This is a genomic window from Culturomica massiliensis (assembly GCF_900091655.1).
Lineage (GTDB): Bacteria > Bacteroidota > Bacteroidia > Bacteroidales > Marinifilaceae > Culturomica > Culturomica massiliensis.
In genome coordinates, this window is the sequence record NZ_LT594621.1 from 2,238,063 (window position 1) to 2,256,429 (window position 18,367).

General features: G+C 43.2%; 16 protein-coding genes and 1 riboswitch. Of the genes, 11 read left to right on the forward strand and 5 right to left on the reverse strand.

Annotated features, from left to right (window positions below; all coding sequences use genetic code 11):
* Positions 1–41 precede the first annotated feature (41 nt).
* The 7 genes from BN8908_RS10865 to BN8908_RS10895 all read left to right on the forward strand — a co-directional run bounded on the left by BN8908_RS10865 (position 42) and on the right by BN8908_RS10895 (position 7,251).
* Positions 42–1,886: a DUF349 domain-containing protein gene (locus tag BN8908_RS10865; protein WP_021988271.1), complete on the forward strand. Its 1,845-nt coding sequence runs from the start codon at positions 42–44 to the stop codon at positions 1,884–1,886.
* Between the two features lie 132 nt (positions 1,887–2,018).
* The gene (locus tag BN8908_RS10870; protein WP_021988270.1) at positions 2,019–3,614 is read left to right on the forward strand and encodes a CTP synthase; all 1,596 of its coding nucleotides are present in this window, start codon (positions 2,019–2,021) and stop codon (positions 3,612–3,614) included.
* Positions 3,615–3,700: 86 nt separating this feature from the next.
* Positions 3,701–5,560 carry a membrane protein insertase YidC gene (yidC, locus tag BN8908_RS10875; protein ID WP_068690573.1) on the forward strand — a complete coding sequence of 620 codons (1,860 nt, stop codon included), beginning with the start codon at positions 3,701–3,703 and terminating at the stop codon, positions 5,558–5,560.
* Positions 5,561–5,746: 186 nt separating this feature from the next.
* Positions 5,747–6,346, forward strand: a complete 600-nt coding sequence (locus BN8908_RS10880) for a hypothetical protein (RefSeq protein WP_068690575.1) — start codon at positions 5,747–5,749, stop codon at positions 6,344–6,346.
* Positions 6,339–6,629, forward strand: coding sequence for a winged helix-turn-helix domain-containing protein (locus tag BN8908_RS10885; protein ID WP_068690577.1), 291 nt, complete (start codon positions 6,339–6,341; stop codon positions 6,627–6,629). The genes BN8908_RS10880 and BN8908_RS10885 overlap by 8 nt, the downstream gene beginning before the upstream one ends.
* A 58-nt stretch (positions 6,630–6,687) precedes the next feature.
* Positions 6,688–7,029: an alpha/beta hydrolase family protein gene (locus tag BN8908_RS10890; protein ID WP_068690578.1), complete on the forward strand. Its 342-nt coding sequence runs from the start codon at positions 6,688–6,690 to the stop codon at positions 7,027–7,029.
* Positions 7,030–7,038: 9 nt separating this feature from the next.
* Positions 7,039–7,251 carry a 2TM domain-containing protein gene (locus BN8908_RS10895; protein ID WP_021988265.1) on the forward strand — a complete coding sequence of 71 codons (213 nt, stop codon included), beginning with the start codon at positions 7,039–7,041 and terminating at the stop codon, positions 7,249–7,251.
* Between the two features lie 20 nt (positions 7,252–7,271).
* Here BN8908_RS10895 and BN8908_RS10900 read toward each other — a convergent pair whose 3' ends face one another.
* A complete protein-coding gene (locus tag BN8908_RS10900; protein WP_148453285.1) occupies positions 7,272–8,150 on the reverse strand; it encodes a hypothetical protein in 879 nt (292 codons plus the stop codon).
* Positions 8,151–8,441: 291 nt separating this feature from the next.
* Between BN8908_RS10900 and BN8908_RS10905 the strand changes: the two genes are divergently transcribed.
* Positions 8,442–10,238: a right-handed parallel beta-helix repeat-containing protein gene (locus tag BN8908_RS10905; RefSeq protein WP_235837471.1), complete on the forward strand. Its 1,797-nt coding sequence runs from the start codon at positions 8,442–8,444 to the stop codon at positions 10,236–10,238.
* 212 nt (positions 10,239–10,450) lie between these two features.
* A complete protein-coding gene (gene tpx / locus BN8908_RS10910; RefSeq protein ID WP_021988262.1) occupies positions 10,451–10,948 on the forward strand; it encodes a thiol peroxidase in 498 nt (165 codons plus the stop codon).
* A gap of 72 nt (positions 10,949–11,020) precedes the next feature.
* Here tpx and ribH read toward each other — a convergent pair whose 3' ends face one another.
* The 4 genes from ribH to ribD form a co-directional block, all read right to left on the reverse strand.
* Positions 11,021–11,482 carry a 6,7-dimethyl-8-ribityllumazine synthase gene (gene ribH / locus BN8908_RS10915; RefSeq protein ID WP_021988261.1) on the reverse strand — a complete coding sequence of 154 codons (462 nt, stop codon included), beginning with the start codon at positions 11,480–11,482 and terminating at the stop codon, positions 11,021–11,023.
* 85 nt (positions 11,483–11,567) lie between these two features.
* A complete protein-coding gene (locus BN8908_RS10920) occupies positions 11,568–12,800 on the reverse strand; it encodes a bifunctional 3,4-dihydroxy-2-butanone-4-phosphate synthase/GTP cyclohydrolase II (RefSeq protein ID WP_021988260.1) in 1,233 nt (410 codons plus the stop codon).
* 39 nt (positions 12,801–12,839) lie between these two features.
* Positions 12,840–13,472, reverse strand: a complete 633-nt coding sequence (locus BN8908_RS10925; protein WP_068690581.1) for a riboflavin synthase — start codon at positions 13,470–13,472, stop codon at positions 12,840–12,842.
* 13 nt (positions 13,473–13,485) lie between these two features.
* Positions 13,486–14,607, reverse strand: coding sequence for a bifunctional diaminohydroxyphosphoribosylaminopyrimidine deaminase/5-amino-6-(5-phosphoribosylamino)uracil reductase RibD (gene ribD / locus BN8908_RS10930; RefSeq protein WP_068692229.1), 1,122 nt, complete (start codon positions 14,605–14,607; stop codon positions 13,486–13,488).
* Between the two features lie 84 nt (positions 14,608–14,691).
* Positions 14,692–14,812: riboswitch (FMN riboswitch) on the reverse strand.
* A gap of 494 nt (positions 14,813–15,306) precedes the next feature.
* Between ribD and BN8908_RS10935 the strand changes: the two genes are divergently transcribed.
* Entirely contained in the window at positions 15,307–16,560 is a 1,254-nt protein-coding gene (locus tag BN8908_RS10935; RefSeq protein ID WP_068690583.1) for a Calx-beta domain-containing protein, read from the forward strand.
* Positions 16,561–16,651: 91 nt separating this feature from the next.
* Positions 16,652–18,337, forward strand: coding sequence for a TldD/PmbA family protein (locus tag BN8908_RS10940; protein ID WP_021988256.1), 1,686 nt, complete (start codon positions 16,652–16,654; stop codon positions 18,335–18,337).
* Positions 18,338–18,367: the final 30 nt, after the last annotated feature.

The window sequence follows — 18,367 nt, forward strand, 5'->3', positions numbered from 1 at the left end:
TATGTTAATATAATAGTGAATTCTAACACGGCATACAAACTATGGAGCAAGACAACACGTTACTGAACGAAGAATTGAACAATACTTCCGAAGTACCAGCAAACGAAACGGAAAGCAATGTTCCGGAACAATTATCGTCAGAAACCGCAGAATCTCCGGATAAACCTGAAATCCCGAATGTAGATTTCACGTTATTGAGTACCCAGGAGATTGTTTCTGAATTACAAAAACTGATAGAGCAATACGCTCCGGGGCAAATAAAGACCGATCATCTTCCGGACATATTCGAGAAGCAGTATCAGAAAGAATTCGATCAGGCATTGGCAGACTTTACCGCCGACGGGACTCCTGCCACCGATTTCAAATACAAAAACGATGCCAAGGAGAAATTTTACAACCTCTGTAAAAGTCTGAAAGACAAAAAGGTGGCAATGGCTAAACAAACAGAGGCTGAACGGGAAAAGAATCTGGAGATCAAGCTTCAGCTAATCGAAGAATTGAAGGAACTCGTTCAAAAAGAGGAAGCTCTCAATAAAACATTCCAGGAATTCAAAGACATACAGGAACGCTGGCGGAATACCGGGCTTGTTCCTCAAGGCCAGGTAAATAACTTACTTGAAACCTACCATCATCACGTAGAAAATTTCTACAATTACATCAAGATCAATAAAGAATTACGGGATCTGGATTTAAAGAAAAATCTGGATGCCAAAATCAAACTCTGCGAAGAAGCCGAACAACTGATTGAGAAAAACGACATAAACGAAGCATTCAAACAATTACAGTTTTTGCATGCCCAATGGAAAGAGATCGGTCCGATCCCCAAAGAACAGCAAGAACCTATCTGGGAGCGTTTTAAAGCGGCCACCGGCAAAATCAATGAAAGCTACCACAATTTTTTCGAGACCTTAAAGCAAGAACAGGAAAATAACCTGAAAGTAAAAGAAGAAATCTGTGAAAAAGCAGCGGTTATTGCTGCTGCCGAATACAACGGAATTGCCGAATGGAATAACGGAGCCAAAGCGTTGCTTGATTTACAGGAAGAATGGAAACATTCCGGAACGGTTCCCCAAAAAGAACGCAACCGGATATTCAAAACTTTCCGGGCCTCCTGTGACGAATTTTTCAATCGCAAACGGGAATTTTACAAGCAAATGTTGGTTGACCAGGAAAAAAACCTGGAATTGAAAATCAAACTATGTGAAAAAGTAGAGGCTATCCAGGACAGCACGGAGTGGAAGACCACCACGGACAGAATTATTTCTTATCAAAAAGAATGGAAGAAAATCGGACCAGCACCCCGCAAATATTCCAATAAGGTCTGGATGCGCTTCCGGGCAGCCTGTGACACCTTCTTCAACAATAAAAAGGCTCATTTTAAAGATATCGATTCCGAACAGGAAAAAAATATGGAACTGAAAAAAGCCTTACTGGAAGAAGTAAAACAATTTACATTGTCCGAAAATACGGAAGCAAACATTCAAAAGCTGAAAGACTTCCAGACCCGCTGGAATGAAATCGGTTATGTTCCGATCAAATTCAAAGATTCCCTCCAGGATGAATTCAGGAATGCCATCAACACGTATTTCGATAAAATGAACCTGGACGAATTCGATAAAAATCTGGAAAAATACAGGGCGAAAATCAATGCACTGGATACAGATGAAAACAAAGAATTCAAAATCATCAATGAACGGGAGAAATTAGTTATAAAAATCAGACAGTTGGAAACAGATATCAATACCTGGGAAAACAACATCGGGTTCATAGCAAAATCCAATAAATCGGAAGGCTTGATCCGGGAGCTGAAAAATAAAATCGAAAAGACAAAACAACGCCTGGCTTTATTACAGGAAAAATTAAAAGCCCTCGATACATTGATTTAAAACACAATAAATGTGAAAATGCAGAGTTTACCCTCTGCATTTTTCGTTCATTTTCCCGCCCTTCTTTTCACTTTTCACTTTTAAATTTATTACCTTTGTCACTTTGATTGAAAAGACTAAAAATTCTGAATCGTGTCAACAAAGTATGTATTCGTTACCGGAGGTGTAGCCTCCTCGTTAGGAAAAGGTATTATCGCCTCCTCTCTGGCAAAATTGCTTCAGGCAAGGGGATATAAAGTAGCTAATCAAAAACTGGATCCATATATTAATATCGACCCAGGTACCCTCAATCCTTACGAACACGGAGAATGCTATGTCACGAACGATGGCGCTGAAACCGACCTGGATCTCGGACATTACGAACGTTTTACCGGCTGTCCGACCTCGCAGGCAAACAACATTACTACGGGAAGGATCTACCAAAACGTCATCAACAAAGAAAGAAGGGGGGATTACTTGGGAAAAACCGTTCAGATCGTACCCCACGTTACCGACGAAATCAAACGAAACATCAAATTATTGGGCAGCAAAGGTGAATACGACGTTGTCATTACCGAAATCGGCGGCACGGTCGGTGACATCGAATCTTTACCTTTTCTCGAAGCAGTTCGCCAGCTCAGATGGGAACTGGGAGAAAAATCGGTATTGATTCATTTGACACTGGTGCCCTACCTGTCCGCTTCCGGCGAATTGAAAACCAAACCGACACAACATTCTGTAAAATCGCTGTTGGAAATCGGAGTACAACCCGATATTCTGGTACTGCGTACGGAGCACAAGTTAAACAGTGATCTCAAACGGAAGGTCGCTTTATTCTGTAATGTACAACCGGAAGCCGTCATCGAATCGATAGATGTTTCTACGATCTATGAAGTGCCGATTAAGATGGAAGAGGAAAAACTGGATGAGATTGTTCTCGAAAAACTGGACCTTCCTCTTAACAGTGAGCCGGATCTCGATTCCTGGAAAAAATTCTTGTATAAATTAAAGAACTACCGTCAGGAAGTACAAATCGGTCTGGTCGGCAAATACGTAGAATTACACGATGCCTATAAATCCATTTCAGAGGCTTTTATTCATGCCGGAGCCGTCAATGACTGCAAAGTAAATATCCATTGGATTCACAGTGAAGCCCTGAATGAAGCAAATGTTGAAGCAACACTGAAAGATCTGCACGGAATTTTGGTTGCTCCCGGTTTCGGCCACCGGGGTATTAACGGCAAGCTGACAGCTATTCACTATGCCCGGACCAACAATATCCCTTTCTTCGGTATTTGCCTGGGCATGCAAATGGCAGTCATTGAATTTGCCCGCAATGTACTGAATCTGGAAGGTGCCGATTCGACCGAGATAGCGGCAAAAACCAAATATCCGGTAATCGATCTTATGGACAGCCAGAAAGATATAACGGAAAAAGGGGGAACGATGCGGCTCGGGGCTTACAAATGCGAACTGAAAGAAGGTTCTAAGGCTTATGAAGCTTATGGACAGAAAACCATTGAAGAAAGACATCGTCACCGTTACGAATTTAACAATGAATATAAAGAAGCTTTCGAAAAAGCAGGAATGATCACAACCGGCATCAATCCGGACACCGGACTGACGGAAATTATAGAAATACCCGGCCATAAATGGTTCGTCGGAACACAGTTTCATCCGGAATACAAGAGTACGGTCATCAAACCGCATCCTTTGTTTGTAGCCTTTATAAAAGCTTGTATATCTTAATACACCAGAGACCAGGAGTATTTACGGATTATTTTCCGCGTAAAGCTCCGATTTCTTTAACATAAAAATTTATAGACCCTTTAAATATGGATAAAAACACCATTTTCGGCTTAGTGCTTATTTTTTTAATCCTTATCGGATTTTCATATTTAACTCGTCCGAGTGAAGCAGAGCTTCAACGTGCCCAGGAGCAACGGGATTCCATCGCCCGCGTAGAAGCAGCAAGAGCGGCACAGGTTGCCGAGCAGGAAAAGAAAGATTTCGAATTGGCCCGGCAAAACGATTCGTTACCCCAAAATCAGAATACAGTCTTTGTACAAGATAGTCTGACGGAAAAAATCATTACTCTGGAAAATGCCAAAATCCGGCTCCAGATCAGTACCCTGGGAGGGCGCATCGTAAATGTGGATTTAAAAGACTACTGCACCCACGATTCCCTGCCGCTTATTTTATGGAACGAAAACAAAAGTACGTTCGGCCTGAATTTTTACGCCCGCAACAAACAGGTCAATACCGAAAAATATCTGTTTCAGCCCAATACAACTGAGTCCGTGCTCTACGCCGAGAACGGAGAACAGACATTATCGCTGAAACTCTATTCCGAGGACAATAAATACGTCGAATTTTTATATAAACTGGCTCCGGACAGTTATATGGCCGACTTCAGTATCCTCACCCACAATATGAATGATGTCATTGCTTCCAATTCTTCTTTCCTGACTCTATTCTGGGGAGCCGATATGCCGCAATTGGAAAAAAGCAAGGATTTTGAAAACCGCTATACCGGAGTGTATTATGATTTCTTAAGCGACGATGTAGAAAACATGTCCATGACATCCGATGAAAAAGAAACGTTGACCAATAAAATTAAATGGGTGGCATTCAAACAACAGTTTTTTACATCGGTATTGATCGCAGGCGAGTCATTTACCGACGTCAGTTTATCTACCCAGATAAGCAATGAACCCGGTTATCTGAAAAAAGTATACGCAGAGATTCCTCTGGTTTACGAAGGAAAAGCCAACGAAGCTTACAATATGAAATTTTTCTTTGGTCCGAATTCATTTCCTGTTTTAAAAGAATACGGTGCCGACATAGAATTACCTAAACTCGTAAACCTGGGATGGAAATGGGTGGCTTGGTTCAACCAATATGTTGTGATTCCTCTTTTCGGCTTTTTGGAAAATCATGTAACGACCAACTACGGTTTGATCATTCTATTATTGACGTTGATCATTAAGCTGGTACTTTTCCCTTTAACCTACAAATCCTATTTGTCACAGGCCAAAATGCGGGTACTGAAACCACAAATCGACGAAATCAATAAAAAATTCCCCAAAGAAAAAGCACTGGAACGCCAAAAAGCAACAATGGCCTTGTATAAAAAAGCCGGTGTAAATCCGATGGGAGGCTGTTTGCCGATGCTGTTGCAAATGCCGATTCTTATCGCCCTGTTCTGGTTCTTCCCCGGTGCAATAGAACTCCGGCAAAAAAGTTTCCTATGGGCCACCGACCTGGCTTCCTATGACTCCATCGCCACTCTGCCGTTCACCATACCGTTCTATGGTAATCATGTCAGTTTATTCTGCCTGTTGATGACAGCTACCAATATCATCTACATGATTATGAATAAGAAAAACCAGCCGCAAAACGATCAGTTGAAAGGCATGCAGACTATGATGTACCTCATGCCGATTATGTTCCTGTTTATTTTCAACAGCTACTCCTCCGGCTTGAGTTATTACTATTTCGTTGCCACGCTGATTACGATCATCCAGACATGGGTTATCCAGCGTTATGTAAACGATGAGAAATTGTTGCGGCAGATCGAATTGGCAAAATCCAAACCGGTAAAAAAATCCAAATTCCAGGAACGTCTGGAACAAATGCAACGGATGCAGGAACAACGCGCCAGAGAACAACAACAAAAGAAGAAAAAGAATTAAGAAATTTAGCTGAATATCCTAAACGGAGGAGTAAATAAAATTTTACTTCTCCGTTTTCTATTTTACTTCTAGCGGTTTCTCCTATTTTTTAAATTATTTCATAAAATAATTTTGTTTATATTATAAACTAATTTATTTTTGTATCAGAAATAAAAAAATAATCCCGATCTATTAATACGAATAACTATGGAAAACAAATCTCTCAATGAAAAAGAAAGTCTGGAACTGATCGCCCGCATGATTCAGAACACCCACAACAATCTGGAAAGCAGAGGTTATATTGGCTTGCTTGTCAATGGCTACTGCACACTCTTTATTTCGCTACTCGTTTATTTTCTCGTTCGTTACACGCACAACAATTACTATTTCCTGCTTTGGTTCGGCATCATCCTCATCGGCGGCCTCTGGGAATATTTCGAAAAACGTAATCATCCTAAAAGAGTGACCACTTTCATAGACCGGGTAGTCGGCTATGTTTGGATTGTTTTAGGTATTATGATATGGATAACTGCCGGTATCGCTTTTTTCGAACCTATTCCTGTTCTGTTGTTAATTGCTTTATTTGCCAATGCTGGAACAGCAATGACCGGACTGATCATTAAATTCAAAGCGTTGACAATCGGCGGATTTATCGGTATCGGACTATCTTTTTCCCTGATTTTCATTACCAGTCTGGAATGTATTCTGATTTTCGCCGCGATCTTCCTTTTCTGCATGATCATTCCGGGACATATATTACAACAGGCAGAAAAGAAAAATCGCATAAAATCAGAACGATATGTTTAAAGAACTGGATCCTTTATTGCATTCGGAATTACGACTGGCTATCATGTCGATTCTGATCTCTGTTGAAAGTGCCGACTTTGTTTTTCTCAAGGAACAAACAAAGGCAACTGCCGGCAATCTCAGTGTACAGATCGACAAGCTGAACAAAGCTGGATACATTGGCATCGAAAAAACATTCAAAGGAAAAATGCCGCAAACCATTTGTAAAATCCCGCCTGCCGGTTCTTCTGCTTTCGAAAGCTATATTGAAGCCTTGAAATCCTACATCGGAAAGTTAGAATAATAACTGACTTTAAATTGAACGACCTCACGGTCGTTGCAAATTTAAAAAAGAATAAACTATGAAAAAAATCTTTATCATCCTGGCCCTTGTACTCGAAGGCGGAATGAGTTCGTTTGCCGCTATCGCTTTACAGTATATACCGGAAGAACAGCGGGAAACGGTAAAACCTTATCTGGTATTTCCCTATTCCGCCGACACAGATATCCCCTCCATCACCCGTATCCCCAAGCTCATCATCCACAGTCCCGAAGACGAAGTCGTTCCCTATGCACAAGGAAAACAAGTATTTCAGGCCGCCCAGGAACCCAAAACATTTCTCTCCGTCCGGGGCAAACATCTGAAAGCTTTATTAGCGAAACCGGATCGGATTTTAGAACAAATCAATAACTTGACTAAATAACAAGCTATCATGGAAACAAACACAGAAAATCGGAAAAAAAGACTGAACAAACTCTACCGGCAAATTTTGATTTACATTGTCATTATGTTGTTCCTGACCTTTATCAATTACAATCAGACACCCGGACATTGGTGGGTTATCTGGCCGGCAGCCGGCTGGGGACTTGCTATCCTGTTACAAGCGATTTATACCTTCTTCCCTTCAGACGAAGAAGACGACTGATTTCGCCCTCCCTCTATCTTTTATTTAGGTAAGGGATTGAGGGTTCTACGTTTCGCTGCCTGTTCAAATCTGTAGGCTTGATCCGTTGTAAGGTCTCTCTTCACTTCCGGTGTCATATAATCCCTCGGGTCGATAGGAATCAAATTTATTCCGGCACTCTTCAATTTTCGTGCCGCAGCTTCAAAATCTTCTCCCCCATACGGTATTGCATAATAAATCGTTATCGTCGGAAATATTGTTGTCAATGTTATGATCTGAGGAGTACATCTCTCCAAACAAGGGAAATTATTAATTGTAATGGATAGCTTTCTTTCTCTTACTTCCAGCTCTGCCACTTCAGCCTCTAATTTTTGAAGTCTGGTTACGATCTGTTCTTCTGCATGCACTCCGTCTGAAGATTGTTCTTCAAACATTCGTTGACCAAAAACGGCTACTGCCCTGGTATGCGCTGGAAAAGCAAAATCGCGCTGGGCACTCATAGAAAAAGGTAATCTCACTTCCGCTATCCCCTTCTCTGTAGGAGCAATAGGAATAGGCTCTTCTTTTGCTCTGGCATCCAAAAATCTTAAAATATCTCCCAAAGTCCACGTATCACTTTGCACATTTATTTCTTTCAGCCAGCCTCGAATTTTTTCCTTAAATTTCATTCCATACCTGCTGTAAAAATCCTGAAGTTTGCTAATAAGAGATTCTAAATTTTTTTCACCCTCTCCCAAAGATACTCTTTTAGACAATGATTCATAATTTATCTTGCGTTGAACCAAATTCAAGCGTTCTCCCGTTCCATAGCTTCCCTTTCCGAAAATAATGTCCGGTTTTTGCCCCAACTTAGAAACCCAATCAGCAAAACAAGCCTGGATAGCCCTTTTATCCTCAAAATATTGTTGTGGTTTCCTCAATGAAGAAGGCGAAAAAATCCCCGATTCCTGATTTATCTGTCTTTCACAATACATCTTTCATCTGCATTTAAACAATAAAACCAAAAATAAAAACTCGTTATTTCTCCCCCAATAAATCCCTTCGAGATACCTGAATTATCTTTCCAATAGCCAAATTCGTTTCGGAATATATATTATCCAAGAAAACCGTTATCTTTGTCCATTATTTTATAAAGTGGCAGTGTGATTCTGATTTTTTAATTTAAACTAGTGGATATGAGAAAAAAATACTTACTGACAAGTATTCTGTTCATGTGTGTCGTTTTCCTGGCTACAGGTAAAAGCAAAGTATACAACATGGCCGATTTCGGTTTAAAAGCCAACAGCGGTGAAAATGCTTCCCCCCTATTGGTCCAAGCGATTGAAACCATAAAAGGCGAATACCACGAAGGGGATCGGATTACCCTTATTTTTCCGGCCGGAAGATATGATTTCCACGAAGCGGGAGCCAGCCGGCGCGAATATTATATTTCCAACCACGACCAGGTGAACCCGAAAATTGTCGGAATTGCTTTGGAAAATTTAAAACATGTCACCATCGACGGTCAGCATTCCGAATTTGTCTTTCACGGACGTATGATTCCTCTTTCGCTGCTGAATTCGGAAAACTGTACACTGAAAAATTTCAGTATCGATTTTGAAAACCCCCACATTGCCCAAATCAAAGTGATAAAAAATGATCCGCAGGAAGGGATCACATTTGAAGTAGCCCCGTGGGTAAAATACCGTATCGGAGAAGAAGGTTATTTCGAAACGACGGGAGAAGGCTGGGTAGCCCGTCAATCTACGGGAATTGCTTTTGAAGCCGAAAGCCGCCACATCGTATACAATACAAGCGATTTATTCTATAACACACAGGGAGCTCAGGAAGTAGCGCCCCGTACAATTCTGGCTCCGCAATGGAAAGACAAACGCCTCATACCGGGAACTGTCATTGCTATGCGCACCTGGTATCGCCCGACTCCGGGACTGTTTCTTTCCCACAACCGAAATACCCGTTTGCAAAATGTAAAAGTACATTATGCAGAAGGCATGGGCCTATTGGCCCAATTGTGCGAAAACATCACTTTAGACGGTTTCAGCGTGTGCCTGAAAGGGGAAAACGATCCCCGTTACTTCACCACCCAGGCCGATGCGACCCATTTTTCCGGATGCAAAGGTAAAATTATCTCCAAAAACGGACTGTATGAAGGTATGATGGACGACGCCATCAACATACACGGGACCTACCTGAAAGTGATCCGGCGCTTGGACAATAACACATTGGTAGGGAGATACATGCACGACCAAGCCTGGGGATTCGAATGGGGACGGCCGGGCGACGCCGTTCAATTCGTCAACTCGTCTACCATGGAGTTAGTCGGGAACGGCAACAAAATCAAAACGATTCATCCGTATGACAAAAAGGAGATAACCGGTGCCCGGGAATACCTGATCCAATTCGAACATCCCATAGATACGGCCATCAATGCCCGAACCGGTTGCGGAATAGAAAACCTTGAATGGACTCCGGAAGTTGTTTTCAGCAATAACACAGTCCGTAACAACAGAGCCCGGGGTGCCTTATTCAGTACACCGAAAAAGACCATCGTCGAAAACAATACGTTCGACCATACTTCCGGCACCGCCATTCTGCTCTGCGGCGACTGTAACGGCTGGTTTGAAACCGGAGCCTGCCGGGAAGTCATCATCCGCAATAACCGGTTTATCAACGCATTGACGAATATGTTCCAGTTCACCAATGCAATCATCTCCATCTATCCGGAAATTCCGGATCTGAAAGCCCAAAAATTATACTTCCACGGAGGTCCGGGTAAAGGTGTCATTATCGAAAACAACTTTTTCGAGACTTTCGACCAACCGGTCGTATATGCCAAATCTCTGGACGGATTTGTCTTTCGTAAAAATACGATCCGCCAGAATCAGGAATATCCGGCCTTCCATTGGAACAAAAAACGCTTTCTTTTTGAACGGGTCAAAAACATAGATATCCGTCACAATAAATTCGACGGCGGATTCGATTATCGGCGGGACGTTACTGAAAAATAAAGAAAACCGGGTTGTACTGATATGATACGACCCGGTTTCTTTAATTTAAGACAGAATCATCGCTTGATAATCATTCAAATTTTGTATAAATTTATTGCTCAATAAATGATCAGAATATCCTGCATTTTGACAATACAATTCGGAAGATTCTTTTGATTTATTAAAAAAGCAAAACATTTCTTTTATACTAACGTAAAACCAATAAAAAAGACATGAAAATTACAATGCATGGAAACCCGCTGACACTTGCGGGCCAACCGATTAAAGTAGGAGAAACAGCTCCGGTATTCACGGCTGCCGACCAAGGTTTAAAACCCGTCAGCCTGGATCAGTTCAAAGACAAGAAGGTGGTTATATCTGTATTCCCTTCTATAGATACGCCGGTATGCTCGGCACAGATGCACCGGTTCAATAAAATCGCAACGGAACTGAGTAATGATATCGTTATTATCGCCATCTCATGCGACCTGCCTTTTGCCCTTCACCGCTATTGCGCAGCCGAAGGCATCGACAGAGTGGTTACCTTGTCCGATTACAAAGATGTCGATTTCGGTAAAAAATACGGCTTTTTGATTGAAGAACTCCGGTTGTTGTCGCGGGGGATCGTTATCGTCGGTAAAGACCGGAAAGTCAAATACGTAGAATATGTTCCGGAAATCACGCACGAACCGGATTATGACAAAGCTATGGAAGCATTGAAAAAAATATAATTCATTTTTCTCCGATAAAAAAGTTGCCACGGCTGTGTCGCGGCAACTTTTTTTATATCCGGCTTTATAAACTTAAATTTGCTTCAATAAATTGATCATTTCAATAGCTGTAGCCACTGCTTCAAAACCTTTGTTTCCGGCTTTTGTTCCGGCCCTTTCTACGGCCTGCTCAATCGAATCCGTCGTCAGAATACCGAAAATCACCGGTACACCGGTACGCAATCCGACCTGCGCCACTCCTTTCGTCGCTTCATTGGCCACCATATCGAAATGAGGTGTCGCTCCCCGGATAACCGCTCCCAGGCAAATAACGGCATCGTATTTTCCGCTTTCCACCATTTTCTGCGCTGTCAGGGGAATTTCGAAAGCTCCCGGTACCCAGGCCAAGGTAATATCTTTTTCACATCCGCCGTGACGTACAAAGGCGTCGATTGCACCTCCCAGTAATTTACTGGTAATAAATTCATTAAAACGGCCGGCGACAATTCCTATACGCTGTCCTTCCGCCAATAATTTTCCTTCCAAAACATTCATAGTACCAAAATTTATATTTTTTTTTATTATTACATTATCAATCAATACATTACATGCCAGTTATTTGAAAATCAGTCTGAAACCTCTATTTCTCAGCCTTTTTCCAATCCCCTTTCACATGCAATATATGCCCCATTTTTTTGTATTTGGTATACATATAAAACTCATTTTTTTCATTACAGGTCATTTCTATCGGTTCCCGTCCGACCACTTCCAGTCCGTACCCATCCAATCCTCTTATCTTCAAAGGATTATTGGTCATAAGTATCATTTTCTTCACGCCTAAATCGGCCAAAATTTCCGCACCTGTACCGTATTCCCGCAAATCAGCCTTAAACCCGAGAGCCAGATTCGCTTCTACTGTATCCATACCTCCGTCCTGCAAATGATAAGCCCTTAATTTATTTATCAAACCGATTCCCCGGCCTTCCTGACGCAAATACAGCAATACACCCCGGCCATTCTTTTCTATTCTCCGTAAAGCTTCCGCCAGTTGTTCTCCGCAATCACAACGCAACGAACCGAAAGCATCCCCCGTCAGACATTCCGAATGTACCCGGCATAATACCGGCTCTCCGTCGGCCACATCTCCCTTCACCAAAGCGACATGGTGTTCTCCGTTGATCTTATTCACATATCCGTACGCTTTAAAAATACCGTATTTTGTAGGCATTTCGGCCTCCGTTACCCTTTCTACCAGAATTTCCGTTTTCCGGCGATAGGCAATCAGGTCAGCCACCGTTATTACTTTCAGACCGTGTTCCCGGGCAAACGCCAATAATTCGGTGGTACGCATCATCGTTCCGTCTTCCCGCATAATTTCGCAACATAAACCGCACTCCTTTAAGCCGGCAATCCGCATCAGGTCGACGGTCGCTTCAGTATGCCCCATCCGCTCCAAAACACCTCCCGGCTTGGCTTCCAACGGAAACATATGCCCCGGACGACGGAAGTCGGAAGGTTTTGCATCGTCTTCTACACATTTCATTGCCGTAACGGAGCGTTCCAGAGCCGAAATCCCCGTTGTCGTCGAGATATGATCGATAGACACGGTAAAAGCCGTCGCATGGTTATCCGTATTGTTTGCTACCATCTGTTGCAGATTCAGCTTCTCCGTCAATGCCCGCCCCATAGGCATACATATCAACCCTTTTGCATACGAAGCCATAAAATTGACATTTTCCAAGGTAGCGAATTCTGCCGCACATATCAAATCCCCCTCATTTTCCCTGTCGGGGTCATCTACAGCCACAATCATCTTCCCGGCCTTTAAATCGGCGACAGCTTCTTCTATTGTACTAAACTTAATCTCTTCCATATCATTATATTTTTATTTGTTGACCTATAAGCTTGTTTCTTAAAATCCATTCGCCTGCAAAAACTCCAGGGATAACCCCTTGTTTTCCTTGCCCATCAGTTTCTCCACATAACGGGCAATCATATCGTTCTCCAAATTGACAATATCTCCGGTGTGTTTTCCCGTTAATGTCGTTTCCTCCTGGGTATGGGGAATAACCGATACCCGAAATACCGCTTCATCGACGTAAGCGATCGTCAGACTAACCCCATCTACCGTTATCGAACCTTTCTCGATCATATATCTCAACAATTGCGCATCGGCCGATATCGTAATCCAAACGGCAATATCGTCCCGTTGTATATCTGTAATCCGTCCAGTTCCATCCACATGTCCGGCTACAATATGTCCTCCCAAACGGCTGCTCAAACAAAGTGCCCGTTCCAGATTTACCCGGTCCCCCGGCTTTAAAGTCCCCAGATTACTCCGTCGCATGGTCTCCGGCATTACATCCGCCCGAAATCCCCCGCCGGTCAGCGAAGTCACCGTCAGGCATACTCCATTGGTTGCAATACTGTCGCCCACCTTTGTATCTTCCAGTACTTTTTTTGCCTGTATTTCCAGGGCAACACTACGGCTGCTACGGGTAATACTTTTTATCTTACCGATTTCCTCTATTATTCCTGTAAACATACCATGTCAAAATCTAATGTTTTACAATCGGCCGGGCCATCAATAAAATATCCCTGCCTATCGCTTCCACAGCAAAAGGACTCAATTCCAACGCTTCTCCCATCCGCTTAAATCCCTCTCCTTCTACCGGAGTTTTAGCCGTTTTTCCTCCCACAATTTTCGGAGCGATAAAAGCATATACCTCATCTATCACTCCTGCTTTTACAAAGGTGTAATTCAACTCGCCTCCACCTTCCAGCAAAACAGAATCAATCCCCCTTGCGCCTAGTTTTTTCAATAAATCTGTAATATCTACACGACCGTCTTTTTCTTCACACAATAAAGTTCCGCCTCCGGCCTCCTGTATCATTTCCAATTGTTCCTCATCTGCCTGAACAGTATGAGCCACCAGTAGCGGAAAGACCCGGGCCGTCCGGACGACCTGCGAATCGAAAGCAACCGAAGCCTTACTATCCACAACAATACGTACCGGTTGTCTGTGTTCGCCTTCCAAACGGCAATTCAAAAGCGGATCATCAGTTTTCACTGTACCCGATCCGACCATAATCCCCATATACTCAGAACGCATCCGATGTACCCGGAGCCGCGCGTCGTCGCCGGTCACCCACCTGGCATCGCCGGTAAAGGCAGCAATCTTACCATCCAAAGTCATAGCCGTTTTCAGGGCAACCCAAGGCAGTCCGGTCGCAATATACTTCAAAAACACCCGGTTTTGCTCACGTAAAGCCTCCTCCTCAACCCCGGTAACAACTTCTATTCCGGCATTCACCAGTTTTTCCAATCCTTTACCTGCCACCAAAGGATTCGGATCTTCCAAACCGACCACAACCCGGGCGATCCCCTGTTCAATCACAGCATCCACACAGGGAGGCGTTTTCCCGTGATGACAACAAGGCTCCAATGTCACATACAGAGTAGCTCCTCTCGGATCTTCGATACAATTTTTAAACGCATTCCTCTCCGCGTGCAAGCCCCCGTAATATTCATGCCAACCTTCACCGATAATCCGGTCTCCACGAACAATCAAAGCCCCGACCAGAGGGTTGGGATTGACAAAACCTTTTCCTCTTTCAGCCAACTCCATCGCCCGCAGCATAAATTGCCTGTCAGCCTCTGTAAATTGCTTGTTTTCCATGTCCTGATTTTCAAAAAAAATACCCCGGATATAAATCCGGGGCATGATACTATATTAAAATCAAAGATATATACATATACCTTCCTATTCCTTCTATCATCCGGACTTTACCGTCGGTACCGGAATTTCACCGATTCAGTCCCTTAAAAGGGAGTCGCGGACTATCACCGCCGGTAGGGAATCACACCCTGCCCCGAAGAAATATTTATCACAAGCAAAAATAAACATTTTCAAAAGAATAAGCAAATCCGTTATATAAATTTTAAATTTACAGGTCAGGACCACCCTCTGCCGCTGTTTGCCATTCTAATTTAAAATCCGGTACCTGGTTTTACCGGAACAATACAAACCCGGAATTTTGATTTACCATTCAGCAGCCCGGTCAACAAAACCTCCATCACTTCTTGCCCAACAACCTTGAATTCCAATACTGAATCAAATTTTCAACCACATTTGCAACGTTACAAATCTTTTTACTATTTTAATTCAAAATTCAATCACACATACAAACATCTACGTATCAAACACATACACAACTTTATATCACCAAATTTCCCGGTCTCAAAAATAAAATAACATTTTTTAGCGCAAGTTTTTATTTTTTTATCGTCTATTCATATAAAGGACAAATTTTAAATGTCTGAAACAAACGACCTACTAGCTACTACTCAAGGTGTATAATTACTAAAACGTGCGACTATGAAAAAAATGTATCTGTTCATGCTACTGGCAATCGGCCTTTTGGTTGCCTGTGACGACGATGAAGACAACGTCATCACGTTATCCCTGGAAAATCCGACGTATATACTGAAAGCAGACACTCCGTTGGAAATCGTGCTAAACGCTTCTGAAAATATGGGAGGTCTGACAGCCGTACCTTTCCGGCTTTCCGGTTCTGCCGTAGAAGATGAGGACTATACCATCTCAGACAAAGAATTCGTTTTCTTACCCGCCACCCGGAGCGCACGCATTCGGATTACGCCAAAAGAAAACTATGCAAAAGACCGGGATATTATCCTTTCCCTGAATCCGGTAAACGGCTTTGAATTACAAGGGCACACTACTGCCACTGTCGCCGTAGAAGCACGGAAATCGGTAATCTGCAACTTTACCAGAGCGACAACCGATCTGTATACTTCGCGTGTCATCAAACTTAAAGTTACGGATGATGAAGGGAATCCCTGGTCTGCTGCCGGAGATCTGCACATTCCGTTTAAAACTGAAGGAACGGCAGAAGCCGGTACGCATTACACAATCGAAAATAATGTCAGCGAATTTGTCATACCGGCAGGCAAAGATGAAGCCACAATTACGATTAACTACCAAAATGCAGTGGAAAATTACGATCTGATACAATTGAGTGTCATCGAAAACAGCGGTGTCCACACCAGTACCACCGGTACGATAACGGTGCGGATCGTACAGCCCAACATCTTATCGGATATGATAGGCACCTGGACCTATGCCAACCAATTTATAAGTCTGGACCTTTTTGCCTGGTGGGTAAGCTATCCTGAAGACCTGGTTCATTTACCCGATAACGAATCCTCTGCCGGTACGTTACGTTTTATCTCGGAAGAGAGTGACTCCTTAGCCATCAATCTGACCGGAGACCTGGCTGAATATTTCAGGAGTACAAGTGTCAGTTTCTTGAAAGAAGTTCCTGAAATGTTGATGGAACAAGATTGGCTGGATGCTACGATAACTTATGCCACGCTGGGAAAAGCCAATGTAAATTTCTCCGCCGCTCACACCAGTGAACGTCCGGTTATGATCGGCTTCCGTTTCCCGGATGATTCAAAAAATATATTGGAAGTCAGAATCATCGACTACGAGCCGACAGATTTCTTAACAGCTTCTTACCAGGATATGTTGAACAGTCTGAGCGGAGATGATCTGCTCTATCCGATGAAAGATTTTTATCCCCTCGTTTTCAATTTTAGGCGTGAATAGCCGAAAACAGCCAGGCAGATAAAGAATTTACTTCTTTATCTGCCACCTTTTACCGAATCGAAATAAAAACCACTTTTAAAAGATCAAAAATATGCGCAACTTTATTACAGGAATACTATTCTTTATCCTGTGTACCCCCGGAGTATCCGGACAGGATAGGCTACTTGATCTGCTCAAACGGGAAATATCCCACCAGATGCAGGAATTACAGCAGCAAGAACTTCCCCCCTATTACATGAATTACCGGATGGTTGACGAATATGCTACCCGGATTACAACGGCTTTCGGTGTATTAATGGACGACACTTACAAGCACGAGCGTACGCTGGTTCCCCAGATTCGTATCGGAAGTAAAGAATTCGACAACTTCAAAAAAAGAGCAATGGGATGTAAGATCACCTTTTGGGAAGGTCCCTCCTATGCCGTTTTACCATTGGACGAAAACAACAATGAAAATGCAATTCGTCAGGCGATCTGGCAAGAAGTCAACAGCCGTTACAAATTTGCTGTAGAAATGTACCAGCAAGCCAAAGCCAGTATGAAGATCAACGTTGAAGAAGACGATAAATCTCCCTGTTTCAGTGAGGCTCCGATAGAAACTTATTACGAAGAACCGCTTCCGGACGCCCAATTACACATCAACCGGGAAGCCTGGATTAAACGACTGAAAGAAATCTCGGCCGTTTTCCAGAATCAACCCAAGCTCTTGGAAGGAGAAGCTTATCTGCAATACATCGTCAAACGCATCTATTTCATCGATACGGACGGTACGGCTGTCGTCCAAAATCAAACCCGGGCCAGAATACTGGTAAGCGGCATGACCAAAGCCGACGACGGTATGAAACTCCCCTTATCGCTCTCATATTTTGCCTATCGTCCGGAAGATCTTCCTTCCAATGAACAGATCATAGCCGAGACACAACAATTGGTCAAAAAATTATTGGAACTGAGAGAAGCTCCCATTGTAGAACCTTACACGGGCCCGGCGATTCTCTCCGGAGCATCGGGGGGTGTATTTTTCCACGAAATATTCGGTCACCGCATCGAAGGCCAGCGCATGAAGGAAGAAGACGATGCCCAAACATTCAAAACCATGGTCGGTAAACCGGTATTGCCTGCCGACATGCAGGTATATGCAGACCCGACATTGAAAGAATATGCCGGAGAAAAATTGAACGGACATTACAAATATGACGACCAGGGAGTAAAAGCCCAACGTGTAGATGTTGTTGTCGACGGAAAACTGAATGAGTTTTTAATGACCCGTACCCCTTTGGACGGACATCCCCGTTCCAACGGACATGCCCGGGCCGCACTCGGTTATGACCCGACTTCCAGACAATCGAATCTGATTGTAGAAACCAAAGATCCGAAAAGCGAGGCAGAACTGCGCCGTATGCTTATTGCCGAAGCCAAAGCACAAGGAAAAGAATACGGGTATTTTTTCAAAGAGGTGACCGGAGGATTTACGATGACCGGCAGGATGATGGCCAATTCATTTAATGTTATCCCGGTGGAAGTATACGAAATATATGTCGACGGGCGCCCGGATCGCCTGGTCAGAGGAGTAGACCTGATCGGAACACCGCTGTCGATGTTCTCCAACATTATACATGCAGGCGGAGAATCCCAGGTATTTACCGGGACCTGTGGAGCCGACTCGGGTGGAGTTCCGGTTACGGCAACCTCCCCCACCATCCTGGTCAAAAAAGTAGAAATGCAAAAGCAGGATAAATCCGCAGACTTACCTCCTATCCTGGAGAAACCGCTCAAATAACCGTTCTGACAAAAACTCATAAACTTATTC